Raw genomic sequence first — 22,495 nt, 5'->3', positions numbered from 1 at the left:
CAAATTCATCAAAAGGCGATCCCGAGCGTCAGGTACGGGCGGATGTCCCGGTTCTTGAAGCCATATGCAATATCAATGTTCACCGGCCCGACCGGACTGCGCCAACGCACGCCCAAACCCGTGCCCGGCTCGAATACGCGCTCTTTCCAGGTATCGGCGGCGGTGCCTATATCGAAGAACACCGCGCCGCCCCAATCGTGGGAAAACCAGTGCTGGTACTCCGTGCTGCCGGTCATCAGGTACTTGGTCGGCAAGACGGAGCCATCGACGTCATTACCAATAGCCTGATAACCATAACCGCGCACCGAATTTGCACCGCCCGCCCGGAACAGCAGCGACGCGGGAATGCCGCTCGAACTGCCCGCCGTGAACACCCCGCCGAACTCAGCGCGGAACACGAACAGGTCGCGCTTGCCCAGCGGCAGGTATTGCAGCAGGTTCGTATAAACGCGGCCGAAGGTTTGATCGGTGAGGATGCCCTTCACCGCGACATCCGCTTCCGCCCGAATCAGGTTGCCCGAACGCGGAAACAGCGGATCGTCCACATTGCGCCGCACCCATTGCCACGACGGCACGAGCGCACGGCTGGAGGTCGGCGGCCCAAGATTCTGCGTCAGACGGTCGGCGTAGAGCAGCAGCGAAAACGTGGTGTCGATGTTCTGCAGCGAGCGCGTGCGCTGCACGCCCACGCGCGCGCTGTAAATACGCGTGTCGGATACGTTCGTGTTCGTGTACGAAGCCAGCACGCTGTTCACCCACGTGCGGCCGTCCGGCGGCATCGCGAGCTGCAGCTGGCCGTATTGCTGGGTCTGGTCCAGACGGCCGGAGATCGTGAACGGATAAGCCTTGCCGAAGGTATCGAGGTAACTGTAAGCGCCCTGGATGTGCGGACCGGTATCTGTCGCGTAACCCACGCCATAACGCACGCTGTTGTACGGATACTCGCTGACCTTCAGGTGCATCGGCGTTTCATTCGGCTTGGTGACGTCGTTGTCCGCGTCGATAGCCACCGACGCGTAGTACGGCGTGTTCTGCAACTGGCGCTGCAACTCGTTCACGCGCGCGACGTCGTAGGTGTCGCCGGGGTTGATCCGGTTCACGCTGTGAATGATCTTTTCCGGATAACGCCGCACGCCGCTGATATCGAGCGGGCCGAACGTGAAGGTCGGGCCGCTATCAAATGTCACCGACAAATCCGCTATGTGCGTCCGCGGATTCACGCGCGCCTTCGACTGCGAGATTTTTGCGCCGAGATAACGGCGAGCCTGCAGCGCTTTGAGCGCGGCGTTCTTCGCGTCGTCCCACGCGCTTTGCGAGAACGGATCGCCTTCCTTGACCGAAAACGCGATGCGCGCGGTGTTTTCCTGCGCGGGGTCCTCGGTCGTGATTGCGCCCTTGAACGTCAGCGAAACGGAAGCTACCTTGGTCTGCGGACCGGGATCGACACTGATGGTGACGGATTTTTTATCGCCGTCATGCTTTACGTCGGTACGCACGATCGGCGTGAAATAACCATCGGTCGCGACGAGATCGCGAACTTCCTGCGGCGTGGCCGTGACCAGGAAGTCAAACTGTTCGTCGCTGATGTCATCACGTTTCTTGAAGCGCGACAGATCGAGGTGGTCTTTCAACAGCGCCCGGACGCTGCGCGGCGCGTCGATATCCACGTCGTATTTCGCGTGCGCCGGCTGGGCCACGGCGAACAACGCCAGCGCGTGGAACGACCAGACGACACGGCGCACGGATGTCCACCACCACGCACGGGAAGGCGCCTTCGACGACGCGATGACCGGCGGCGTCAGCCGCCGGTCATCGGCTTGCCCGCGCTTGAAGCGCAGCGGATCAAACAGGCGCCCCGCCAAACGTGACCTCCGGGGTTGAATTAATGGGATTGCGTGGGTGCCACGGGACGGCCGGCGCCCGGTGCTGGCGCATTGCTTAGAAACGCCGAGCGTTGGTCCGGCAGGCGCTATTTCACCACACTGACGCGGCTGGCTGTCCCAAAAACCGCCGGGTTAGCCGATCGGACAACGTTCAACCCGACCGTCGCCCCGCTTCGCTCACCCGCCCCTAAAAATGCCGGAGGTGCGCCTTGGACGACTCGCTACCGTGCTTGTTCCTTGCTTGCATCAATAATTGACAAGGTTTTGCCCTTGTCTATCCGGCCGCTTTAGTAGACCGCTCGGCCGATGTCTTCGCTTATCCGCGACCTTCGAGCGGGTTAACCGCTCCGCTCCCGGATGCTTGCGGTAAAATTGCGATGAATCACGGCGGCAAGTCATGGCGGCAACGCGCTTGAGCCTCCGCCGCGCCCGTTTTCGAATCGCTCTGAGCCAACGGAAGTCGAATCATGTACCTGTCGGACATCACCCAGTTCATCAATCAGATGAAAGAGCAGAAGCCGTCGCTCGAAGCCGAACAGCGCCAGGGCCGCGCGCTGCTGTGGGACAAGCAGCCTATTGACCTCGACGAGCGCTCGGACGCCAAGACATCGCGAGTCGATCAAACGCCCTACGTCTATTACCAGAATTTCTGAACGTGAGTGCCGCCCGCGAGGCGCCGCAAGCTCCGGAGCGCCTGGGACATCCTTCGGGACACCCAGGACACTCGGGCAAGGATGATCGCGCCGCGGCGCTAGCCGCGCCCGCGACCGACTCCACGCCGAACACGATTGACGGCGTGGCGTTTGCGCATCTGTACGGCGAGCCGCTCTGGAAGCTCCCAACCGACCTGTATATCCCGCCGGACGCCCTTGAGATTTTTCTTGAAGCGTTCGAAGGTCCGCTGGATTTGCTGCTGTACCTGATCCGCAAGCAGAATTTCAACGTCCTCGACATCCCGATGGCCGACGTCACGCGCCAGTACCTCGGCTACGTCGACCAGATTCGCGAATCCAACCTGGAACTCGCGGCGGAATATCTGTTGATGGCGGCCATGCTGATCGAGATCAAGTCGCGCATGCTGCTGCCGGTGAAAAAGGCGGATACGGGCGAGGAAGCGGAAGATCCGCGCGCCGAACTCGTGCGGCGCTTGCTGGAATACGAGCAGATGAAGCTCGCGGCGCAGCGCCTGGACCACCTGCCGCAACTGGGCCGCGACTTCCTCCGGGCAGAGGTGTACGTCGAGCAGAGCTCCGCGCAACGCTTCCCCGACGTCGATGCAAACGACCTGCGCGCCGCTTGGGCCGACGTCATCAAACGCGCCCGGCTGGTCGAGCATCACAAGATCTCGCGCGAGGAATTGTCGGTGCGGGAACATATGAGCACAATCCTGCGGCGCCTGCAGAACGCCCGCTTCATGGAATTCGGCGATCTCTTCGACGCGTCACGCGGCGTGCCCGTCGTCGTGGTGAATTTCATCGCGATGCTGGAATTGTCGCGTGAAGCGCTGATTGAAATCACTCAGGCCGAGCCGTATGCGCCTATCTACGTGAGACTCGCGTATTCGCCGGCTTAAGCCATCCGTGGTGTATAGGTTGCGCATAAGCCGCGCAGCGCCCTTCCCCTTTCTTTCCCCTTGGAGCAGCGTTTTCAAAGCTGCCCGCCAGGAGACACCTGCTAGATGAAAGTCATCAGCTCGATCCATGAACTGCGCGACCAGTTGCGCGGCCAGAACCGAACCGCCTTTGTACCGACCATGGGCAACCTGCACGAAGGCCACCTGTCGCTCATGCGGCTGGCGCGCCAGCATGGCGACCCGGTGGTTGCCAGCATTTTCGTGAACCGGTTGCAGTTCGGACCGAACGAAGATTTCGATAAATATCCGCGCACGCTGCAAGACGACATCGAAAAGCTGCAGTCCGAGAACGTGTACGTGCTGTTCGCGCCGACCGAAGCCGACCTTTATCCGGAGCCGCAGCAATACCGGGTTCATCCGCCAACCAATCTGGGCGACATCCTGGAAGGCGAATTCCGGCCGGGTTTCTTCCAGGGCGTGTGTACGGTCGTGATGAAGCTGATGTCGTGCGTGCAGCCGCGCGTGGCCGTCTTCGGCAAGAAGGACTATCAACAGCTGATGATCGTGCGGCAGATGTGCCATCAGTTTGCGCTGCCCACCGAGATCATCGCGGCTGAAACCGTGCGCGACGCCGACGGCCTGGCGCTCAGCTCGCGCAATCGCTTCCTGCAAACGGCCGAGCGCGCCGAAGCGCCGGTTTTGGCAAAAGCGCTGAATCGCGTACGCGATGCGGTGCTGGCCGGCAATCGCGACTTTGCATCGATAGAAAAAGAAGCCGTGGAATCGTTGGCGCAGCGTGGCTGGCAGCCCGATTACATCGCGGTGAGAAGGCGTGTGGACTTGCTGCCGCCCGGCCCGGCCGATACCGCGACCCCGCTCGTCGTGCTGGCCGCCGCCAAGCTGGGCAACACGCGCTTGATCGATAATCTGGAAATTTGAGCGAAAATTTAGAGAGAGACGCATGCAGCGAACGCTTTTGAAATCGAAGATTCACCGCGCCACGGTCACACATTGCGAATTGCATTACGAAGGCTCGTGCGCCATCGACGAGGATTTGCTGGAAGCCGCGAATCTGGTCGAAAACGAGCAGATCGATATCTGGAACGTGAACAACGGCGAGCGCCTGACGACCTATGCCATCAAGGGCGAGCGCGGCAGCGGCATGATTTCGCTGAATGGATCGGCGGCACGCCGGGCGCAACTGGGCGACCTGGTGATCATTGCGGCGTTCGCGCTGGTCGAAGAAGCGGAACTGAAGGCGGGCTGGAAGCCGGATCTCGTGTTCGTCGACGAAAAGAACCGTATCAAGGGAAACCGCGACCACGTGCCGACGCAAAACTGGACCTGAATCGGGTTGAGTCCGCTGCGAAAACGCAAAAAAACGCCGGTTGGCTTCATGGAAATGAAGCCAACCGGCGTTTTTTCATGGCCGGAGCGTCGCCTGCTTCTACTTGTACGGCTACTTCTTCGACACCCATTCAATAATCGGCTGCCACTGCTCGATATCCTTCTCCACCCGGCTTTTGGCAACGTCCCAGATGGTGAGCCCGTGCGCCGCGACCTGCACGTAGTTCTGTGTATCGCGGATAAAACCCAGCACCGGCAGATCAAGCCCTTCCACGAACCGATGCAGTTGATCCGCTGATTTCGTCCGCGCATCCACCCGCATACCCACCACGCCGACTTCGATCGTGCCCTTGCGGATCGCCTTCTCTTTTTGCAGCCGAACGAGAAATTCCTGCGTGGCGAGAATATCGAACATGGACGGCTGCAACGGCACGATCACCTTGTCCGCCAGTTCCAGCGCCAGCGCAAGACGGGTGCCGTGAATCCCGGCAGGCGTGTCGATAACCGCCTTCTCAAGACCTTTCGGCGGCTTCGACGGCGCATCGACATCGGTTTTCCATTCTTCTATTTTCGGCAGCGTGTCCGGGCGCAAGCCCAGCCAGCCATGGGCCGACTGCTGCTTGTCCAGGTCCGCGAGCGCGACCCACTCGCCGTTCGCCGCAAAATAACCCGCCAGATTCGTAGACAGCGTGCTCTTGCCCACGCCGCCCTTCGGATTCGCCACCACGATCACCGTCATAGGTTCAATCCACGCGTTGTCGGCCGCGCTCGACGCCCGACATCCCCGGCGTGCTGTAAGCGCTGCATTAAGTGAAAAGTTCGAGCCGTTGATACTATCGGATTTGCCTATTTCAATCCATGCGCGTCGACAACGCCGCTCAACTTCAACTTCAACGTTAACTTCAAGGACTCCGCAACATGGCCACACTACGCCCAGAAATTACCCTTGACTCCCTGCGGGAACGCCAGCGCGGCTGCCTGCCGGAATTGCTTGGCGTGGAACTCGTATCGCTGGAAAGCGGCACGCTGACCGGCAAACTGACCGTTCGGCCCGAGGTGCTTGCGCCGAACGGCTTCCTGCATGCGGCGACCGTGGTAGGCCTCGCCGATACCTGCTGCGGCTACGCCTGCATCGCCCATCTGCCCGAGGGCGCGAAGAATTTCACGACCGTTGAACTGAAGAGCAACCACCTAGGCACGGCGCGCAACGGGGTCATCACGGCCAAGGCGACAGCGGTCCATCTGGGCCGCAGCACGCATGTATGGGACGCGATCGTGACGAATGGCGAGGGTAAAACTATCGCGTTGTTTCGATGCACGCAGCTGATTTTGTATTGAAGCTGTGCCGGGGAAGCAGGCTTGAGCGTGCGGCAAACGTGGGCTTGGCGCTTCTACCGGGTAGGTATGGTGTACCCGGCCGTTGTTGTCGCCCTGCCCAGCCGCCTTCAGGCGAACATCGAACCGATGGCGTCAAGATCCAGCGCTTGCCCAAGCGTATCGGCGAGACGGTCCAGCGAGGCCTCCCGCAGCGCCGGGTAATCGAGCGCCTCGGCATCGCGCAAACCCGACCATTCGAGCAGCGCCGCGCAAGCTTCCGGGGTATCGAAGATGCCGTGCAGATAGGTCGCGGCGATCTGGTTATCGGCGGAAATTGCGCCGTCAGGACGCTCGCCGTCGAGCATCACGGCCGGCCGGGCGAGCGCTGCGCCCGTCGTGCGGCCCATGTGTATCTCGTAGCCCCGCACGGGCGCTGGGTTGAGGCCAGCGCTTAAGGTCAACCGGCCGGTCACGTTGTCGAGCAACTTGTCCGCAGTGAGCGTGGTGTCGAGATCTAGCAGCCCCAGGCCGTTCACACAGCCCGCTGGCCCTTCGAACCCCTGCGGGTCATCCACCGTGCGGCCGAGCATCTGCATGCCGCCGCAAATACCCAGTACCTTGCCGCCGTATCGGAGATGCCGCTCGATCGCGCGATCCCAGCCGTTTTCACGTAACCACGCCAGATCCCGCTGCACGCTTTTCGACCCCGGCAGCACGATCAGATCGGCTGGCGGCGGCGCTACTCCCGCGCGCACGTAAGAGAAATCCACCTGCGGGTGTGCCCGCAACGCATCGAAATCCGTGTGATTGCTGATGCGCGGCAACGCCGGCACGATCACCTTCAGCACCTCGCCGCCGGCCACGCCCCGCGTGTGCAACTGGCTCGGCAGCATGTCCTCGGCGTCCAGCGTCAGGCCATGCAAATAAGGCACTACGCCGAGCACTGGCTTGCCGGTCTGCGCTTCAAGCCAGTCGAGACCGGGCTGCAGCAAACTGATATCGCCACGAAAACGGTTGATCACGAAGCCGCGAATCCGCGCTCTTTCGGTCTCCGATAAACACGCCAGCGTCCCCAGCAAATGGGCGAACACGCCTCCCCGGTCGATATCCGCGACCAACACCACCGGGCAATCCACGCGCTCGGCGAACCCCATATTGGCGATATCGCGGTCCCGCAGGTTCACCTCGGCCGGGCTTCCCGCCCCTTCCACGATAATCGCGTCAAAACGCTGCTGAAGCCGGGCGTACGAGGCGAGAACGGCCTCGAAGGCGATGGTTTTGTACGCGTGATACGCGCGGGCATCCAGATTGGCATGCGCGTGACCGTGGATGATCACTTGCGCGCCGCGATCGCTGGTCGGCTTGAGCAGCACCGGATTAAAGTCGATTTCCGCGTCCGCGCCCGCCGCAATTGCCTGCAGCGCCTGAGCGCGGCCAATCTCTCCGCCGTCCACGGTCACCGCGCTATTTAGCGCCATGTTCTGCGGCTTGAACGGCGCTACCCTTACGCCGCCGCGCCGCGCGAGCCGGCACAAGCCTGCTACCAGCGTGCTCTTGCCGGCATCGGAGGTCGTGCCCTGGATCATCAGCGTGCCGCGCGGTGCAAATTGCATGGGGTTTCCGTCGCCATCGTTTCTCTGGGAAGCCGCTATGGTAGCGCCCGCCGGTACAATATTGCGATGACTTCACCCGACCTTACCTTCATTCTCGGCGGCGCGCGCTCGGGCAAGAGCGCGTTTGCCGAACGGCTGGCCGCCGACAGCGGCTTGCCCGTCACCTACGTGGCGACGGCGCGTATTGGCGATGCCGAATTTGCCGCGCGCGTGGAGCAGCATCGCGAACGCCGGCCGGCGCATTGGGCGATTGTCGAAGCACCGCTCGATCTGGGCGGCGTGCTGCGCGAACTGGATCGCGAAGGTCACGTCGTGCTGATCGACTGCCTGACGTTATGGCTCGCCAACCTGCTGTTCCCCGCCGATGTCAGCGTGCCCGACGGCCCGCCGCTGCAAGCCTTCAGCGACTTCGACGCCGCGCTTTCAAACGTGCGCGGCAAGGTAATCATAGTGAGCAACGAGATCGGCTTGGGCGTGGTGCCAATGGGATCGGTGACGCGCCTTTACGTCGATGAACTCGGCCGGCTCAACCAGCGCGTCGCCGCCGCGAGCACGCAGGTGACCATGATGGTTGCCGGCCTGCCGCTCGTACTCAAAGGCTGACATGCTGCTGCTCTCCTTTTACGTCACGGCGATGCTCGCCATTGCGGGCGTCGTGATCGACCGGATCTTCGGCGAGCCAAACACACGGCATCCGCTGGTCGCGTTCGGGCGGCTTGCCACGCGTATCGAAGCAAAGATGAATACGGGTTTCCGGGCGCGGCCGGCGGGCATTCTCGCGTGGCTGCTGGCCGTCGTGCCGCCGGTAATAGTGAGCTGGATTCTCGTGAGCGCGCTGCCGTTCGCCGCCGCATGCGCCGTGCATGTCGCGCTGCTGTGGTTCTCACTGGGCGCTAAAAGCCTGCGGGATCACATCGCGCCGATCGCCCGCGCGCTCGGGCTCGGCGATCTGCCCGCCGCGCGAAAGCTCACGGCGCGGATCGTATCGCGCGACACCAGCAACGCCGATGAAGCCGCGCTGTCCCGCGCCGCCGTGGAATCCGCACTGGAAAACGGCAACGACGCAATTTTCGGCGCGCTGTTCTGGTTCGTCATCGCGGGCGGACCGGGGGCGCTGATGTTCCGCCTCGCCAACACCCTCGACGCGATGTGGGGTTACCGGACGCCGCGCTATTTGCGCTTCGGCTGGGCCGCCGCCCGTTTCGACGATGTCCTGAACTTCGTGCCCGCGCGGCTCACGGCCGCGAGCTACGCCCTGATGGGCGACACCCGCACGGCGTGGCGCTGCTGGCGCACGCAGGCACCGCTGTGGGACAGTCCGAACGCGGGGCCCGTGATGGCGGCGGGCGCGGGAAGCCTGAACGTGCTGCTCGGCGGCCCGGCGATCTATAACGGGACGCTGGAAACGCGGCCCGTGCTCGGGTTTGGAATGACCGCCTCGCCGCGGCACGTGGTGGCGGCGCTGCGGCTGGTCGAACGTACGACGATGCTCTGGCTCGCGGTGCTGCTGGTGCTGGCTTTCACGGGTGTGGGGTTTCATGGTTGATCCCATCCGGCATGGCGGGAATCTACGGGAAGCTGCGCATCGATACGGAATCGCGCTGGGCGACTGGCTGGATTTATCGACGGGGATCAATCCGCGGGCGTATCCCGTCCCGCCCGTGCCAATGGACGCATGGCGCCGCTTGCCCGAAGACGCCGATGGCCTGGCCGAGCTTGCAGCGCGGCACTATGGCGCGCCGGGGGCGCTGCCGGTTGCGGGCAGTCAGGCTGCGATTCGTGCGCTTCCGGGCGTGTTGAAGCGCGGCGTCGCGGCCGTTGCGCCGTTGACCTACGGTGAGTACGGTCCGGCGTTTGAGCGGGCGGGGCATCGGATCGTCGGTCTTGATGTTGCATCGGGCGATTTAGAGAATGGCGTTGATCATGTGATCGTTGCGAATCCTAACAATCCGACGACCGAACGTATCGGGCGCGAAGTGCTGCTGCGGTGGCACGAGCAACTGGCCGCGCGCGGTGGCACGTTGATCGTCGACGAAGCGTTCGCCGATGCCTACGGCGATGCGGCTTTCTCGTTGGCATCGGAGAGTGAGCGCGCAGGGTTGGTCGTGCTGCGCTCGGTCGGCAAGTTTTATGGGCTGGCCGGGATTCGCGCGGGGTTTGTGCTCGCGGCGGCACCCCTGCGCGATGCGCTTTCGGAAGCACTCGGTGCGTGGACGGTGAACGGTCCGGCACGACACGCGGTGCAGGCCGCATTCAATGATCTTTCATGGCAAGCAGATACTCGCGCTACGTTAACTCGCCACAGTGCAAGGCTCGCAGCGTTAATCCGCAAACAAGGTTTCGATCCCCATGCAACACCGCTTTTTGTATGGTTCGAGACCGACAAAGCGAAGGCACTGCAGCATGCTTTGGCCACGCGCGGAATCTGGACACGGCTCTTCGAGCACGGCGCGTCGCCAAGTTTGCGAATTGGTTTGACAGGATCGGAAGAGGAATGGGCGCGGTTTGCGGAGGCGTTTAACGCCGCCGTCAATGCGATCCGCTGAGCCTTTCTTTTAAGGCGATTCACCCACCACGATCCCCAAAAAAACGCGCGTAGTCGTGCTTAGATCGTAGCACCCGAACCGACACACCTCATGACCCTGCGCCACTTCCTCACGCTGAGCTTTATCGCTGCTGCGATTTTCGCATCGGCCCCAGCCCGCGCCGAAACCCTCACTGTCACCGACGACACTGGCGCCACCGTCACCCTCGCCGCCCCCGCACAGCGCATCGTGAGTCTTGCGCCGCACGTCACCGAACTCCTGTTCGCCGCGGGCGGCGGTGCGGGCGTGGTCGGTGCGGTCAGCTATAGCGACTACCCGCCGCAAGCCAAAGCCATCCCTCGCGTGGGCGATAACAAATCGCTGGACCTCGAACGCATCGTCGCGATGAAACCCGACCTGATCGTCGTCTGGCGTCACGGCAATGCGATGCGGCAAATCGACCGATTGCGCGAGCTGCATGTGCCGCTGTTTTTCAGCGAGCCTCACAGGCTGGACGATATCCCTCTCACCATCGATAAACTCGGCGTCCTGCTCGGGACATCGGCTGAGGCGAACAAGGCGTCGAACGCGTTCCGTCAAGATATCGCCGGTTTGCGGACGCGTTATTCGAACCGGCCGCCAGTGAGCGTGTTTTATCAGGTCTGGGACGACCCGCTGATGACGCTCAACGGGACGCACATCATCAGCGAAGTGATCGATTTATGCGGCGGCCACAACGTGTTCACCGATCTTAAACCGCTGGTGCCCACCATCTCGACCGAAGCCGTGCTCGCCGCCGATCCCGAAGCCATCGTGACAGCGACGCCGGGTGCGACGAGTTCGGAACATGCGTTGACGTCGCTGGATGCGTGGCGCAAATGGCCGTCGATAAAGGCGGTTGCGCGCGGCAATCTGTTTGGTATCGACGGCGATCTGATTAACCGGCCAACACCGCGTCTTGCGCTCGGAGCGGCTACGTTGTGTGAAGACCTGGAAGCAGCCCGAACGCGGCGTCCGAAGTAAAGCTTCAGGCGTTCCAGCGGACGAGCAGCCACTCATCACGCACGCGTTTCAACCAGACGATCGCGCCGAAATCCAGCGGCCATTGAATCGCGTTCGCGCGCGAAACGCCGAGTAAATGAGCCGTCAATACGCGTATGACGCCGGCGTGCGTCACGGCATGAATCGGGCCGGTGGTATCGGCTGCAAAAACCGAATCGGCCCAACCCACTACCCGCTCGGCGAACTGCGCGACACTCTCGCCGCCATGCTCGCGGGCGTGTTCAAGATCCTTTGCCCAGGCATCGAGCATCGCGCGATCAAGGCCGTCCCATCGCTGCCCTTCCCATGCGCCGAAATCGAGTTCCTGCAATCGTGGATCTGCTTGAATGGTGCCGAGTGCTTCGGCCAAAAGGTGGCATCGGCTCAACGGACTTGTGTGCCAGACACCTTCAACCGCCGGCACTTTTAGCAGCCGCAAACGCTCCTCCAGCGAACGCGCCGAATCGACTGCATCGCAGAGCAGCGGGACATCAGTGCGGCCATAACAAATCCCGGCGTCAATACCCACAGCCGGATGCCGAATCAGGACGAGATCCATCCGAGTCCAATCAGGTAGATTGCCAGTTCAAAAATCTGCTGCGCAAAGCCCAGGCAGTCGCCGGTATAACCGCCGATACGCTTGACGAAGTATCGCCCCATGGCAAAACGCAACACGCCGAGCGCCACGATCATCACGCATCCAAGCCGCCAGTCGGGCCAGAAAAGCCACGGCAATCCAAACAAGGCAGCTAACAGAAACGCGCTCGCGCTCATCTTCTGCGCGACCGGTTTCGCCTTGCCTTCGGCGCGTACATAGTCGAGCGTGCAAAGATAGCTGATGGCGAACGTGCGGCTTGCCGCATGCGCCGCGACGATCATCCACGCTGCGCGCAACGGCAGCATCGAGCCCAATGTCTGCCACTTCAGCGCGAGCGCAACGATCAACGCAATCGCCCCGAATGCGCCGATCCGCGAGTCGTGCATGATGCGCAGGACATCCTCGCGGGTGTACCCGCCGCCGAAGGCATCGGCGCAATCGGCGAGGCCATCTTCGTGGAATGCGCCGGTCACAAGCAGCGTTGCGGCCATCGACAACAACACGGCCACGCCTGCCGGAAACACTTGAATTGCAGCGAGATAAACGACCGCGCCAAGCCCGCCAACCAGCGCGCCGATCAACGGAAAATAACGCGCCGCCGCATTCAGATAATGCGCTTCGAAACCGACCCAACGCGGTACCGGCACGCGAGTGAAATACCCGAGCGCAGTGAAGAAATAGCGGAGTTCCTGCGATGGCCGGTTCATGACAAGATCACACGGCCTTGTCGGACACACCAGCGGATTCGAAGCTCGCCATTTCATTGATAAACGCCACCGCCGCGCGCAACAACGGTAATGCGAGCGCGGCGCCGGTCCCTTCGCCGAGACGCAATCCAAGCTGCAGCAACGGCGCCGCGTTGAGATGCTCCAGCATGCGCCGGTGCCCTGTTTCGTCCGATGCATGCGCGAACACGCAGTAATCAAGGACCGCCGGATTAAGTGCGTGAGCCACAAGCAACGCCGACGTCACGATAAAACCATCGACGAGAATCGTCATGCGCGCTTCCGCCGCCGCGAGGAAAGCGCCTACGATCATCGCGATTTCAAAGCCGCCGAAGATGGCCAGTGTCTCGATCGGATCAGTCGATGCAGCGTGTTTCTTTAAAGCCGCAGCGAGCACATCGCGCTTGTGGTTCAAGCCGGCGTCATCGAGTCCGGTGCCACGTCCCACGCACGCGTCGATCTCGACATTGCAGAGCCGGCTCATCAGGCAGGCCGCCGCCGATGTATTCGCTATCCCCATCTCGCCGAAGCCAATCACGTTGGTTCCGAGCGCCGCGTGACAACGCACGCGCGCAGCCCCACGCTCGATGGCTTGCAACACTTCGTCGTGGGTCATCGCCGGTTCGTGCGCGAAGTTGCGCGTACCGCCGCGCCGGATCGCTGCATCGACGAACCCTGCCGCCGCTGGCGACGCGCTCGCCACACCCGCGTCCACCACTTCGAGCGTCATGCCCGCAGCCTTCGACAACGCATTGATCGCCGCCCCGCCCGCGATGAAATTCGCGACCATCTGCACCGTCACTTCCTGCGGGAACGGACTCACGCCTTCGGCCGCAATACCGTGATCGCCCGCAAAAACAATGATCGCCGGCCGCTCGATACATGGCTTCAAAGTCCGCTGGATCAGCCCGATTTGCAGCCCAAGCGATTCGAGCCGGCCAAGACTGCCTGGCGGTTTTGTCTTCGTATCGATCACATGTTGCAGTTCGGCCGCCATCGATCGATCGAGCGGTTCAGGACGGGGAAGTGTGTCGTTCATAGTGTTGTTCATGGTTGTTTTGAACGCATCACGGGCACGAGCGCCTCGTGACCGTCCTGCTGGATCAGGGTAAGCGGATAACCGAACGCGGCGCCGGCACGCTCGGGCGTGAGGACATCGCGGACAGGACCGGCATGCGTGTGGCCGGCGCCGTCGAGCAGTAAAGCGTGCGTGGCGAAACGCCGGGCAAGGTTCAGATCGTGACACGAGAAAATCACGCTGCGTTGTTTCGAACTCACCCAGCGGCTCAACGCTTCAAGGCAATCGATCTGATGATGCACGTCGAGATGCGCGAGCGGTTCATCGAGCAATAATAGCGGCGCATCCTGGCACAAGGTCGCGGCCAGCGCCACGCGTTGACGTTCGCCGCCTGAGAGTGACAAGACATCGCGTGAAGCGAACTCAGCGAGGCCGAGCATATCCAGCGCCGCGTTCGCAGCCGCGCGGTCCGCGTCGCTTTCCCAACCCCAGCCGGTGAGATGCGGAAAGCGGTTGAGCATGACGGTGTCGAGTACGGCGGCGCTGAATGCATCGTGCGTGGCTTGCGGCATCAACGCGCGGCGGCGGGCTAGCTCTGTCGCGCCCCAGGCGTTTAACGCTTTTCCATCGAGTGAAATCGCATTCGATGCCGTCTTCGACATTCCCGCCATCGCTGCAATCAGCGTCGTCTTGCCCGCGCCGTTCGGCCCGGCAATGCACCACATTTCGCCGGGCGCGAAGGTCTGCGTGAGGTCGCTGATCAACACGCGTTTTCCTACCCGCAGCGTAAGTTGAGTGATCTGAAGACCGTTCATGGCGCGCGCCTGAGGAGCATCCACAAGAACACCGGCACGCCGATCAGCGCGGTGATAACGCCCACCGGCAACTGCGCCGGCGCGATCACCGTGCGCGCGATCAGGTCCGCTCCCATCACAGCCAGGCCGCCAGCCAGCGCCGATGCAGGCAGCAGCATGCGTTGATCGTTGCCGAATGCGAGCCGCAACACATGCGGCACCACGAGCCCGATAAAGCCGATGGTCCCGGCCGTCGTCACCGCAGCGGCTGCCGCCAGCGACGCCACCAGATATATACGTAGTCTCAACTGCACGACGCGCACGCCGAGCGCCTCGGCTGCTACGTCGCCACGCAGCAAGACGTTGAGCTGGGGCGCGGCCGGCACGATCGCGATCACCGCAATCGCCAGCGCGATCAAAGCGGTCCACGGCATAGCGACGCCATTCAGGTCGCCGGTCAGCCAGAACACCATGCCGCGCAAGCGGTTCTCGGGCGCGACAGCGAGCATGAGCGTGATCAACGCGCCCCACGCCGCCGCGATCACCGCGCCGGTGAGCAGTAATCTCGGCGATGTGTCCTGCGGTTCCCCACGCCACAACTCGCGCCGGGCGAGGCCGAGCACAAGCAGTATCGATAAGAACGCGCCCGCGAAAGCGGCAACGTCGACGCTCCACCACGACAGGGAGAACAACATCGCGGCGAGCGCGAACGCGGCTGCGCCACCCGATACGCCGAGCACATACGGTTCGGCCAAAGGATTGCGCAGCAGGACCTGCAGCAATGCGCCCGCCATGCCAAGCAAGGCACCCGCAGCAAAGCCGCCGAGCGCGCGCGGCAGGCGCAGACTGAGCACGATTTCATCGATCACCTCAGTCGACCGGGACGCAAGCGCCTGCATTACCCGCAGCGGTGACACGGCAATACTCCCCAGCGCCAGCGACGCCACGAACACAGCAAGCGCGGCCAGAGCAAGCCCGGTCCAGACCATGAAAGCGCGCTGGGCGTTCATGCGCTTAACGTTCACTGCGGGTGTGGGCCAGGCGTGATGGAGGCGTCGCGACGCGGCGTGTTGTACGAGTGCGCAAGCTACGGGTCCTTGTTGAAAAGGTTGTCGAGGTTATGGATAAGCGCGCCGGCCCACGGAACGGCAACGCTTGGGGCGACCAACGGATTGCCGCTGAACGGATAGTACAGACCGTCGAAGGTTGAAGCACGGCGGATGACCGCTGCGGTTGCGGCCGGACGCCATTTCGAGTGGTGAAATCTGTCGGACGACGCGTGCCAGGACCAGCTTGCAACTTGCGTGGGAGTCGCTTACCGTTGCGGGGGCAGCGCAGGCTGGCTCGTCCGGGTTGACGCGGCGCCCAGCTCCTCGCTTGGCTGCGCGCTGGCATTCACGCCCGAGCACCAAGGTGGCGGCAGTTTAAGAGCGGCACAATGACCCGTCAAGAAAGCAGGACAAGGCGGCCGTACAGACCATCCGTGGCGTGGTTCGATTATTCGATTTACCCCTGTTTTATAGGCTCCCGCGCGATATTCCGAAGAACGCTCGCACGCCTGAATGAACGGGAGAACGAATCCGTGTAAGACGTTTCCCCCTACAAATAAAGGGCCGCGCCCATGCTTTGAAGACCAATTGCTGTTACGTCTGGAAACGAACCAAATTTCTGAAGCGCCGGAGAAGCGCGCTAAAATGCGAGGTCTTAAGAGGACGCAGCACATGCTCAACGAACTCGAATCACTGTCACTGAATATCGGCCGGCTGATCAAGATCAGCGAACGCCATCATCAAGCTCATGATGCGTTGGCCCAGCAACTCGAACAGTTGCGCGCCGACCATGTCAACACGCAGGGCGAACTTGCGGCCATGCGCGAAGAACGCGACGCACTGGTGGCGGAGCGTGACTCGCTGTCGGCCAAGATCGACGACGCGCAGATTCGCCTCAACGCGATTCTCGAAAAATTGCCGCGTGCGAAAGCTGCACCGGAGCCGGATAACCAGCTTGCCCTTTTGCCTCCCGATGGCGGCATCGAACCGGATACCGCCGACTCGGCGCACGGTGCGTTGCATGAAGAATCACACCATCACGGAGAAAAGGCATGACGACGAAACAGATCGAAGTATCCATTCTCGGTGCGCCGTACCGGCTCGCGTGTTCGCCGGAAACTGAAGGCGCGTTACGTGAAGCGGTAGCGCGCGTAGATGCGGAAATGTCGAAAGTGCGAAGCGCAAGCAGCGTGCGCGGCACGGATCGGATCGCGGTAATGGCGGCGTTGTCGCTTGCGTCGGAATTGCTCAAGCTGCAAAACAGCGTGCGTCACGGCGAAGCCTTTCCGGCCGAAGAAATCCGCCGCACCATGCATCAAATGAACGAGCAATTGGGCGTCGTGATTTCACAATACGAAGCGCAGTAGTTCCCCGCATTTTTGCTGCGTTGGTAACTGTGTGCAGTGGCTGGAATTTGCTTTAAATGCTTGACGCGCGAGCTAATGTGCGGGTGTTATTTTGTTGCCGGAGCGTTGGCACGATTCCGTGTTTAACGCCATGTCTTGCAGCATTTAACAAATTCATCGATCACCATGAAGTTTTCCTGGATCAGTGCTGCATCGTCTCGTCGATTGGTGTAAAGTGACTGCTCCCTGCCTGGTTTGCCAAGGTCATATATTCCTTGAACCAATGCCATTGTGCACGGTTGTGGGACCTTGTAGCACTGGCGAGCGCGTCACTCTGTCTGATGAGCCCAAGGTGCTGCTTACTGCGACCAATCTTGAACCCAGGTTCAGGATGCCGGCCTAGCGGCTTGGGCGGGGACCTTTTTTAGCGGTATGCGTGTTTGTGTGTACGCATGCTTGCAAGCGGTTGAGTTGACTGAATGGACTAGCGGCGCTGGAGTTTCTCCGGCGCCGTTTTCTTTTGCATTGTGAATCCTGCATCGTGCATGCTTCTTTGCACAGCACCTTTCTCCATGGAAGACATTCATGCACTACTGGCTGATGAAGTCGGAACCGAACGAAGCGAGCATCGACCATCTCGCCCACGCTCCGAAAAAAACCCTCCCCTGGACCGGCGTGCGGAATTATCAGGCACGCAATTTCATGCGCGACGGCATGCAGATTGGCGACGGCGTGCTGTTCTATCACTCGAGCTGTCCGCAACCGGGAATCGCAGGCATTGCGAAGGTGTCGTCGGCCGCTTATCCCGACCCCACTCAATTCGATTCCACCAGCCACTACTACGATCCCAAGTCATCGGCGGAAAAGCCGCGCTGGGTACTTGTCGACGTCCACTTCGTGAGAAAGACGCCGCTTATTCCCCTCGCCACGTTGCGCGATCATGCTGAACTCGCCGATATGCAAATACTTGCAAGAGGCAATCGGCTGTCGATCACGCCGGTCACCGAAGCGCAATGGCGCTTTATCACCGAACACCTCTTGTAACACCGCCTGTAACCTCGTTGAAGGGAACTTCGCGTGCATGAGAAGCGCCTAAGCTTCGCGTCACATGACGTGCACTCATGCTTACGGAGTTAGACGATGACAAAGAAAAACACCACTTCCACACTAGCAGCCCTTGTGCTGCTTGCAGGCGTTGCGATGGCACCGGGCGCCTTTGCGCAAAACATCATTCAGGCACAGCCGTCGGGCGTGTTGTCGCTTGCGGCACAAGCGAGCGCCGACGTGCCCCAGGACGTGGTCGACATCACGCTGTTCTATGAGCAGGAAGCGCAAGATCCGGCCTCGCTGACGTCGGTGCTCAATCAACGCGCGGACGCCGCGCTGCGCCAGGCGAAGGGTGTCGATAACGTCACGGCGCACAGTGGTTCGTTCACCGTTTATCCGTCCACGGACCGCGATGGCCGCATCTCTGCATGGCGCGGCCGCACGGAAGTCGTGCTGGAGTCCAAGGACTTCGCCGCCGCGTCCAAGCTGGCAGGCAAGATGAGCGATTCGATGCAAGTGGGCAGCGTGACGTTCTCGCTCTCGCCGGAAGCGCAGCGCGCAGCGGAACAGAAACTGTCGACGCAGGCTATTGCTTCGTTCAAGCAGCAGGCACAGAGTTCAGCCCAGGCGTTCGGCTATAGCGGTTATGCGATCCGCGAAGTGAATATCGGTCATAACGGGTCGTCGCCGCGTCCGGTCATGATGATGGCTGCACGCAACATGGGCGCGGACGCAAAGATGTCGGCACCCATGGCGCTGGAAGGAGGCACCTCGACGGTGACCGTGAACGTGTCCGGTTCGGTACAGATGAACCGTTAAGCGCTCAGTTCAGGGCTCGCGATACAAAAAAAGCCTCGCTGCGTGCGAGGCTTTTTTGTGCCATGCAAAGACTGAGCTCTCGTTCAGGAAAGCTTCGCGGACTCTGAAGGCACCGCGCGACCACGTCGATACGACCAGATCAGCAGGCCGATTCCGCCAATGATCATGGGCAGTGAAAGCCATTGGCCCATCGACAGATTCATGGCCAGCAGACCGAGATAATCATCGGGTTCACGCGCGAACTCAACCGTGAAGCGCGCGAGGCCATAACCGATCAAAAACACCGCCGAAATCGCGCCCACCGGCCGCTGCTTGCGCGACATCAGCCACATCACGATAAACAGCGCGAACCCTTCCAGCGCAATCTCGTACAACTGCGACGGATGCCGCGGCAGCATCTGATACCGCTCGAAGATCTCATTCAAATGCCACTGCGCAGCCTGCTGCGGATGGTTGCGCAGCCAGATGGCGTCATCGGGGGATGCGTTCTGGAACAGCATGGCCCACGGCGCGTTCGGATTGGTCACACGGCCCCACAACTCGCCGTTGATGAAGTTGCCGAAGCGCCCGGCGGCCAGCCCGAGCGGGACCAGCGGCGCGACAAAGTCAGTGACTTGCAGCCAGGTCCGCTTTCTTTGCCACGCGAAGATCACCATGGCGAGCGTCACGCCGATCATGCCGCCATGGAAGGACATGCCGCCTTCCCAGACCTTGAAGATATCGAGCGGGTTCGCGAAGTAGAAACTCGACTTGTAGAACAGCACATAGCCAAGCCGGCCGCCGAGAATTGTGCCGAGCACCCCGTAGAACAGGATGTCGTCTATGTCTTTCGTCGTCCACCCTTGCGCCGCGACGTACGGCAAGCGCAGCCGCAAACGGCCAATCACAATGCACTGGATAAACGCCAGCAGATACATGAGGCCATACCAGCGCACAGCGAGCGGACCGAGATGAAGCGCGATGGGATCGAAATTGGGGTGAATGAGCATGTTTCTATTTACGTGTTGGGGTCACGGCAACGCTGGCACGGTGGCCGCATGAGTGCGCACTATATCGATAAAACCGGCGAGCACCGGGCTGACCTCCGCCGCGCGCCACACGAGTCCGGTCTCAACCACCGGCCCCGATTCGAGCAACGGACGATACACCACTCCGGTCCTGCGCAGATGACGCAGCGACTGCGGCACGAGCGCGACACCCATGCCAGCCGACACCAAACTGACAATGGTCTGCATCTGGATGGCCTCCTGGCCGATACGTGGCATCAGGCCAGCCGCGCCGTAGCAACCCATGATCATGTCATAGAAATCGGGCGCGAGACGCCGTGGAAAGACGACGAGCGGGGCATCGGCGAGTTGGTGAAGGCTGACAGGCGTCTCCGACCACTCTTCGGCGCCCTGCCCGAGCTCCGCCGCGGCGTCGCTCGACATGGCGATGACCAACGGCTCGCGCGCGATCGGCAAATACGACAGCGCGACGGCGTGGCGCGGCGGCAGCGGGGGAATGACGAGCCCGGCATCGATGCGGCCTGCCACCAGTTCCTCCACCTGGACGTCGCTGGTCGCTTCCACGAGTTGCAGCCGGACCCCAGGATAACGGGCGCCGAAATCGCGCAGCAGCAGCGGCAAGAGGCCGTAATCGGCGGTGGAAACGAACGCAAGAGACAGAACCCCCGCCTCGCCCCGCGCAAGCGACTGGGCGAGCGGTCTCAACGCATCCGCAGCCCCGAGCAGGCGCCGCACCTCCGGCAGCAAGTCCTTCCCCACGGGCGTCAGCTCGACGGAGCGCTTCGTCCGTACAAACAGCGCCACGCCGAGCATGTCCTCCAGCGCCCGGATGGCCTGCGACAACGGCGGCTGGGTCATCGCGAGCCGCCCTGCGGCCCGTCCGAAGTGCATTTCCTCGGCAACCGTCACAAAATACCGCAACAATCTGAGATCGATGTTCCGCGTTTCCACTGATATGTTCCGCGACTTAGTAGACCCTGAATAATATATTGGACACGCGTTCGCGCAAGCTTCATCCTTTCGCAACCAGACAAAAATATCCTCAAGGAGCCCCCACATGGCCTTCAATCGCCGCTCGAAAAACATCACGCAGGGCATCGCGCGTTCCCCGAATCGCTCGATGTATTACGCCCTTGGCTACAAGGAAGAAGATTTCGACAAGCCGATGATCGGCATCGCCAACGGTCATTCCACCATCACGCCGTGCAACTCGGGCCTGCAAAAGCTCGCCGATGCCGCTATCGAATCGATCCGTAAATCGGACGCGAATCCGCAGATTTTCGGCACGCCGACCATCTCGGACGGCATGTCGATGGGCACCGAAGGCATGAAGTACTCGCTCGTGTCACGCGAAGTGATCGCCGACTGTATTGAAACGGCCGTGCAAGGCCAGTGGATGGACGGCGTGGTCGTGATCGGCGGCTGCGACAAGAACATGCCCGGCGGCATGATCGGCCTCGCGCGCATGAACGTGCCGGGCATCTACGTGTACGGCGGCACGATCCGTCCGGGCAACTGGAAGGGCGTGGACCTGACCATCGTGTCTTCGTTCGAAGCCGTGGGCGAATTCTCGGCTGGACGCATGTCGAAGGAAGATTTCGACGGCATCGAGAAAAACGCCTGCCCGTCGAGCGGTTCGTGCGGCGGCATGTACACGGCCAACACCATGAGCTCATCGTTCGAGGCGCTCGGCATGTCGCTGATGTATTCATCGACGATGGCGAACCCCGACGAAGAAAAGGTCACCTCCGCGGCGGAATCGGCGCGTGTGCTGGTCGAAGCGGTCAAGGCCGACCTCAAGCCGCGCGACATCATCACGAAGAAGTCGATTGAAAACGCGGTCGCGCTGATCATGGCGACCGGCGGCTCGACCAATGCCGTGCTGCACTACCTGGCTATCGCCCACGCGGCGGAAGTGGAATGGAGCATTGACGACTTCGAGCGCATGCGCAAGAAAGTGCCGGTGATCTGCAACCTGAAGCCGTCGGGCCAGTACGTGGCGACCGATCTGCACAAGGCCGGCGGGATTCCGCAAGTGCTGAAGATCTTGCTCGACGCGGGCATGCTGCACGGCGATTGCATCACGATCACGGGCAAGACCATCGCGGAAGAATTGAAGGACGTGCCTTCGAAGCCACGCGCTGACCAAGACGTGATTTTCCCGATCAACAAAGCGCTGTACGACGAAGGCCACCTCGCCATCCTGAAGGGCAACCTGGCACCGGACGGCGCCGTGGCGAAGATCACCGGCCTGAAGAATCCGGTCATCACCGGCCCGGCACGCGTGTTCGAGGACGAGCAAAGCGCCATGACCGCGATCGTGGCGGGTCAGATCAAGGCCGGCGATATTGTCGTGTTGCGTTATCTCGGTCCGAAGGGCGGTCCGGGCATGCCGGAAATGCTGGCGCCTACTTCAGCGATCATCGGCCAGGGGCTGGGTGAATCGGTGGGCCTGATTACCGATGGCCGCTTCTCCGGCGGCACGTGGGGCATGGTGGTGGGTCACGTGGCCCCGGAAGCCTATATGGGCGGCACGATCGCGTTCATCAAGGAAGGGGATTCGATCACCATCGACGCCCACAAGCTGCTGTTGCAACTGAACGTGGATGACGCCGAGATCGAGCGCCGTCGCGGAGAGTGGACGCAGCCTGCGCCACGTTATACGCGTGGCGTGCTGGCCAAGTATGCTGCGCTCGCGTTGCCGGCGAATAAAGGCGCGGTAACGGGTTAATTGTTAGCTGTTTTTCGCTTGGTGCAGCAGGACCGTTTCAGGTCCTGCTGCACCGGCAGGAT

Annotated in this window: 24 protein-coding genes and 1 other RNA gene; 15 read left to right on the top strand and 10 right to left on the bottom strand. The window is 61.7% G+C overall.

The window, feature by feature from the left end:
• Positions 1-8: 8 nt before the first annotated feature.
• Positions 9-1,742 (bottom strand): autotransporter assembly complex family protein, encoded by a 1,734-nt coding sequence (locus tag GSQ93_RS14535; protein ID WP_254073905.1) that lies wholly within the window; start codon positions 1,740-1,742, stop codon positions 9-11.
• A 605-nt stretch (positions 1,743-2,347) separates the two neighbouring features.
• On the opposite strand from GSQ93_RS14535, the gene GSQ93_RS14530 reads away from it, so the two are divergent.
• From GSQ93_RS14530 to panD, 4 genes are all read left to right on the top strand, one after another.
• Positions 2,348-2,536 carry a DUF3460 family protein gene (locus tag GSQ93_RS14530; protein WP_174254629.1) on the top strand — a complete coding sequence of 63 codons (189 nt, stop codon included), beginning with the start codon at positions 2,348-2,350 and terminating at the stop codon, positions 2,534-2,536.
• A 41-nt stretch (positions 2,537-2,577) separates the two neighbouring features.
• On the top strand, positions 2,578-3,456 hold the full coding sequence (locus GSQ93_RS14525) for a ScpA family protein (protein WP_158936831.1): 879 nt from the start codon (positions 2,578-2,580) through the stop codon (positions 3,454-3,456).
• A gap of 105 nt (positions 3,457-3,561) precedes the next feature.
• Positions 3,562-4,395 (top strand): pantoate--beta-alanine ligase, encoded by an 834-nt coding sequence (gene panC, locus GSQ93_RS14520; protein WP_158936379.1) that lies wholly within the window; start codon positions 3,562-3,564, stop codon positions 4,393-4,395.
• A gap of 22 nt (positions 4,396-4,417) precedes the next feature.
• Complete coding sequence (gene panD, locus GSQ93_RS14515; protein WP_158936378.1) at positions 4,418-4,804, top strand: aspartate 1-decarboxylase; 387 nt, start codon at positions 4,418-4,420, stop codon at positions 4,802-4,804.
• Positions 4,805-4,915: 111 nt separating this feature from the next.
• Here the strand turns inward: panD and GSQ93_RS14510 are convergent, their stop codons facing one another.
• Positions 4,916-5,542, bottom strand: coding sequence for a ParA family protein (locus tag GSQ93_RS14510; RefSeq protein WP_158936377.1), 627 nt, complete (start codon positions 5,540-5,542; stop codon positions 4,916-4,918).
• A 179-nt stretch (positions 5,543-5,721) separates the two neighbouring features.
• Here GSQ93_RS14510 and GSQ93_RS14505 point away from each other — a divergent pair, with 179 nt between their 5' ends.
• Positions 5,722-6,141, top strand: a complete 420-nt coding sequence (locus GSQ93_RS14505; RefSeq protein WP_158936376.1) for a PaaI family thioesterase — start codon at positions 5,722-5,724, stop codon at positions 6,139-6,141.
• Positions 6,142-6,248: 107 nt separating this feature from the next.
• Here GSQ93_RS14505 and GSQ93_RS14500 read toward each other — a convergent pair whose 3' ends face one another.
• Positions 6,249-7,733, bottom strand: a complete 1,485-nt coding sequence (locus tag GSQ93_RS14500; RefSeq protein WP_158936375.1) for a cobyric acid synthase — start codon at positions 7,731-7,733, stop codon at positions 6,249-6,251.
• A gap of 66 nt (positions 7,734-7,799) precedes the next feature.
• Here GSQ93_RS14500 and cobU point away from each other — a divergent pair, with 66 nt between their 5' ends.
• From cobU to GSQ93_RS14480, 4 genes are all read left to right on the top strand, one after another.
• Complete coding sequence (gene cobU, locus GSQ93_RS14495) at positions 7,800-8,336, top strand: bifunctional adenosylcobinamide kinase/adenosylcobinamide-phosphate guanylyltransferase (RefSeq protein ID WP_158936374.1); 537 nt, start codon at positions 7,800-7,802, stop codon at positions 8,334-8,336.
• 1 nt (position 8,337) lies between these two features.
• Positions 8,338-9,279: an adenosylcobinamide-phosphate synthase CbiB gene (cbiB, locus tag GSQ93_RS14490; RefSeq protein WP_158936373.1), complete on the top strand. Its 942-nt coding sequence runs from the start codon at positions 8,338-8,340 to the stop codon at positions 9,277-9,279.
• A complete protein-coding gene (gene cobD / locus GSQ93_RS14485) occupies positions 9,272-10,279 on the top strand; it encodes a threonine-phosphate decarboxylase CobD (RefSeq protein ID WP_158936372.1) in 1,008 nt (335 codons plus the stop codon). Before cbiB ends, cobD begins: the two co-directional genes overlap by 8 nt.
• Before the next feature lie 90 nt (positions 10,280-10,369).
• Positions 10,370-11,281, top strand: coding sequence for a cobalamin-binding protein (locus tag GSQ93_RS14480; protein WP_158936371.1), 912 nt, complete (start codon positions 10,370-10,372; stop codon positions 11,279-11,281).
• Between the two features lie 4 nt (positions 11,282-11,285).
• Here GSQ93_RS14480 and cobC read toward each other — a convergent pair whose 3' ends face one another.
• Genes cobC through GSQ93_RS14455 form a run of 5 tightly spaced genes read right to left on the bottom strand, consistent with a single transcriptional unit; the run spans position 11,286 to position 15,444 of the window.
• Positions 11,286-11,858: an alpha-ribazole phosphatase gene (gene cobC, locus GSQ93_RS14475; protein ID WP_158936370.1), complete on the bottom strand. Its 573-nt coding sequence runs from the start codon at positions 11,856-11,858 to the stop codon at positions 11,286-11,288.
• Positions 11,843-12,604, bottom strand: coding sequence for an adenosylcobinamide-GDP ribazoletransferase (locus GSQ93_RS14470; protein WP_158936369.1), 762 nt, complete (start codon positions 12,602-12,604; stop codon positions 11,843-11,845). The genes cobC and GSQ93_RS14470 overlap by 16 nt, the downstream gene beginning before the upstream one ends.
• Positions 12,605-12,611: 7 nt before the next feature.
• Positions 12,612-13,661 (bottom strand): nicotinate-nucleotide--dimethylbenzimidazole phosphoribosyltransferase, encoded by a 1,050-nt coding sequence (gene cobT / locus GSQ93_RS14465; RefSeq protein ID WP_158936368.1) that lies wholly within the window; start codon positions 13,659-13,661, stop codon positions 12,612-12,614.
• Between the two features lie 8 nt (positions 13,662-13,669).
• Entirely contained in the window at positions 13,670-14,455 is a 786-nt protein-coding gene (locus GSQ93_RS14460) for an ABC transporter ATP-binding protein (RefSeq protein ID WP_158936367.1), read from the bottom strand.
• Positions 14,452-15,444 (bottom strand): iron ABC transporter permease, encoded by a 993-nt coding sequence (locus GSQ93_RS14455; protein ID WP_158936366.1) that lies wholly within the window; start codon positions 15,442-15,444, stop codon positions 14,452-14,454. The genes GSQ93_RS14460 and GSQ93_RS14455 overlap by 4 nt, the downstream gene beginning before the upstream one ends.
• A 711-nt stretch (positions 15,445-16,155) precedes the next feature.
• Here GSQ93_RS14455 and GSQ93_RS14450 point away from each other — a divergent pair.
• The 5 genes from GSQ93_RS14450 to GSQ93_RS14430 all read left to right on the top strand — a co-directional run bounded on the left by GSQ93_RS14450 (position 16,156) and on the right by GSQ93_RS14430 (position 18,695).
• Positions 16,156-16,539, top strand: coding sequence for an ATPase (locus tag GSQ93_RS14450; RefSeq protein WP_158936830.1), 384 nt, complete (start codon positions 16,156-16,158; stop codon positions 16,537-16,539).
• Complete coding sequence (locus GSQ93_RS14445; protein ID WP_158936365.1) at positions 16,536-16,850, top strand: cell division protein ZapA; 315 nt, start codon at positions 16,536-16,538, stop codon at positions 16,848-16,850. The genes GSQ93_RS14450 and GSQ93_RS14445 overlap by 4 nt, the downstream gene beginning before the upstream one ends.
• A 219-nt stretch (positions 16,851-17,069) precedes the next feature.
• Positions 17,070-17,251, top strand: a non-coding RNA gene (gene ssrS / locus GSQ93_RS14440) — 6S RNA.
• A 163-nt stretch (positions 17,252-17,414) separates the two neighbouring features.
• Entirely contained in the window at positions 17,415-17,873 is a 459-nt protein-coding gene (locus tag GSQ93_RS14435; RefSeq protein WP_158936364.1) for an EVE domain-containing protein, read from the top strand.
• 156 nt (positions 17,874-18,029) lie between these two features.
• A complete protein-coding gene (locus GSQ93_RS14430; RefSeq protein WP_254073904.1) occupies positions 18,030-18,695 on the top strand; it encodes an SIMPL domain-containing protein in 666 nt (221 codons plus the stop codon).
• 83 nt (positions 18,696-18,778) lie between these two features.
• Here the strand turns inward: GSQ93_RS14430 and lgt are convergent, their stop codons facing one another.
• Both lgt and GSQ93_RS14420 read right to left on the bottom strand, forming a co-directional pair.
• The gene (gene lgt / locus GSQ93_RS14425) at positions 18,779-19,684 is read right to left on the bottom strand and encodes a prolipoprotein diacylglyceryl transferase (protein ID WP_158936362.1); all 906 of its coding nucleotides are present in this window, start codon (positions 19,682-19,684) and stop codon (positions 18,779-18,781) included.
• 21 nt (positions 19,685-19,705) lie between these two features.
• On the bottom strand, positions 19,706-20,653 hold the full coding sequence (locus GSQ93_RS14420; protein ID WP_301952059.1) for a LysR family transcriptional regulator: 948 nt from the start codon (positions 20,651-20,653) through the stop codon (positions 19,706-19,708).
• A gap of 106 nt (positions 20,654-20,759) precedes the next feature.
• On the opposite strand from GSQ93_RS14420, the gene ilvD reads away from it, so the two are divergent.
• Complete coding sequence (gene ilvD / locus GSQ93_RS14415; protein ID WP_158936360.1) at positions 20,760-22,433, top strand: dihydroxy-acid dehydratase; 1,674 nt, start codon at positions 20,760-20,762, stop codon at positions 22,431-22,433.
• Positions 22,434-22,495 lie beyond the last annotated feature (62 nt).

Source organism: Burkholderia sp. S171, assembly GCF_009766085.1.
GTDB lineage: Bacteria > Pseudomonadota > Gammaproteobacteria > Burkholderiales > Burkholderiaceae > Caballeronia.
This window is presented reverse-complemented; position numbering and strand designations above follow the sequence as displayed.

Excerpts from the sequence above, each read along its gene's own strand:
- panC (WP_158936379.1), top strand. The coding sequence starts at position 3,562 with ATGAAAGTCATCAGCTCGATCCATGAACTGCGCGACCAGTTGCGCGGC.
- panD (WP_158936378.1), top strand. The coding sequence starts at position 4,418 with ATGCAGCGAACGCTTTTGAAATCGAAGATTCACCGCGCCACGGTCACA.
- GSQ93_RS14510 (WP_158936377.1), bottom strand. The coding sequence starts at position 5,542 with ATGACGGTGATCGTGGTGGCGAATCCGAAGGGCGGCGTGGGCAAGAGC.
- GSQ93_RS14505 (WP_158936376.1), top strand. The coding sequence starts at position 5,722 with ATGGCCACACTACGCCCAGAAATTACCCTTGACTCCCTGCGGGAACGC.
- GSQ93_RS14500 (WP_158936375.1), bottom strand. The coding sequence starts at position 7,733 with ATGCAATTTGCACCGCGCGGCACGCTGATGATCCAGGGCACGACCTCC.
- cobU (WP_158936374.1), top strand. The coding sequence starts at position 7,800 with ATGACTTCACCCGACCTTACCTTCATTCTCGGCGGCGCGCGCTCGGGC.
- cbiB (WP_158936373.1), top strand. The coding sequence starts at position 8,338 with ATGCTGCTGCTCTCCTTTTACGTCACGGCGATGCTCGCCATTGCGGGC.
- cobD (WP_158936372.1), top strand. The coding sequence starts at position 9,272 with ATGGTTGATCCCATCCGGCATGGCGGGAATCTACGGGAAGCTGCGCAT.
- GSQ93_RS14480 (WP_158936371.1), top strand. The coding sequence starts at position 10,370 with ATGACCCTGCGCCACTTCCTCACGCTGAGCTTTATCGCTGCTGCGATT.
- cobC (WP_158936370.1), bottom strand. The coding sequence starts at position 11,858 with ATGGATCTCGTCCTGATTCGGCATCCGGCTGTGGGTATTGACGCCGGG.
- GSQ93_RS14470 (WP_158936369.1), bottom strand. The coding sequence starts at position 12,604 with ATGAACCGGCCATCGCAGGAACTCCGCTATTTCTTCACTGCGCTCGGG.
- cobT (WP_158936368.1), bottom strand. The coding sequence starts at position 13,661 with ATGAACGACACACTTCCCCGTCCTGAACCGCTCGATCGATCGATGGCG.
- GSQ93_RS14460 (WP_158936367.1), bottom strand. The coding sequence starts at position 14,455 with ATGAACGGTCTTCAGATCACTCAACTTACGCTGCGGGTAGGAAAACGC.
- GSQ93_RS14455 (WP_158936366.1), bottom strand. The coding sequence starts at position 15,444 with ATGAACGCCCAGCGCGCTTTCATGGTCTGGACCGGGCTTGCTCTGGCC.
- GSQ93_RS14450 (WP_158936830.1), top strand. The coding sequence starts at position 16,156 with ATGCTCAACGAACTCGAATCACTGTCACTGAATATCGGCCGGCTGATC.
- GSQ93_RS14445 (WP_158936365.1), top strand. The coding sequence starts at position 16,536 with ATGACGACGAAACAGATCGAAGTATCCATTCTCGGTGCGCCGTACCGG.
- GSQ93_RS14435 (WP_158936364.1), top strand. The coding sequence starts at position 17,415 with ATGCACTACTGGCTGATGAAGTCGGAACCGAACGAAGCGAGCATCGAC.
- GSQ93_RS14430 (WP_254073904.1), top strand. The coding sequence starts at position 18,030 with ATGGCACCGGGCGCCTTTGCGCAAAACATCATTCAGGCACAGCCGTCG.
- lgt (WP_158936362.1), bottom strand. The coding sequence starts at position 19,684 with ATGCTCATTCACCCCAATTTCGATCCCATCGCGCTTCATCTCGGTCCG.
- ilvD (WP_158936360.1), top strand. The coding sequence starts at position 20,760 with ATGGCCTTCAATCGCCGCTCGAAAAACATCACGCAGGGCATCGCGCGT.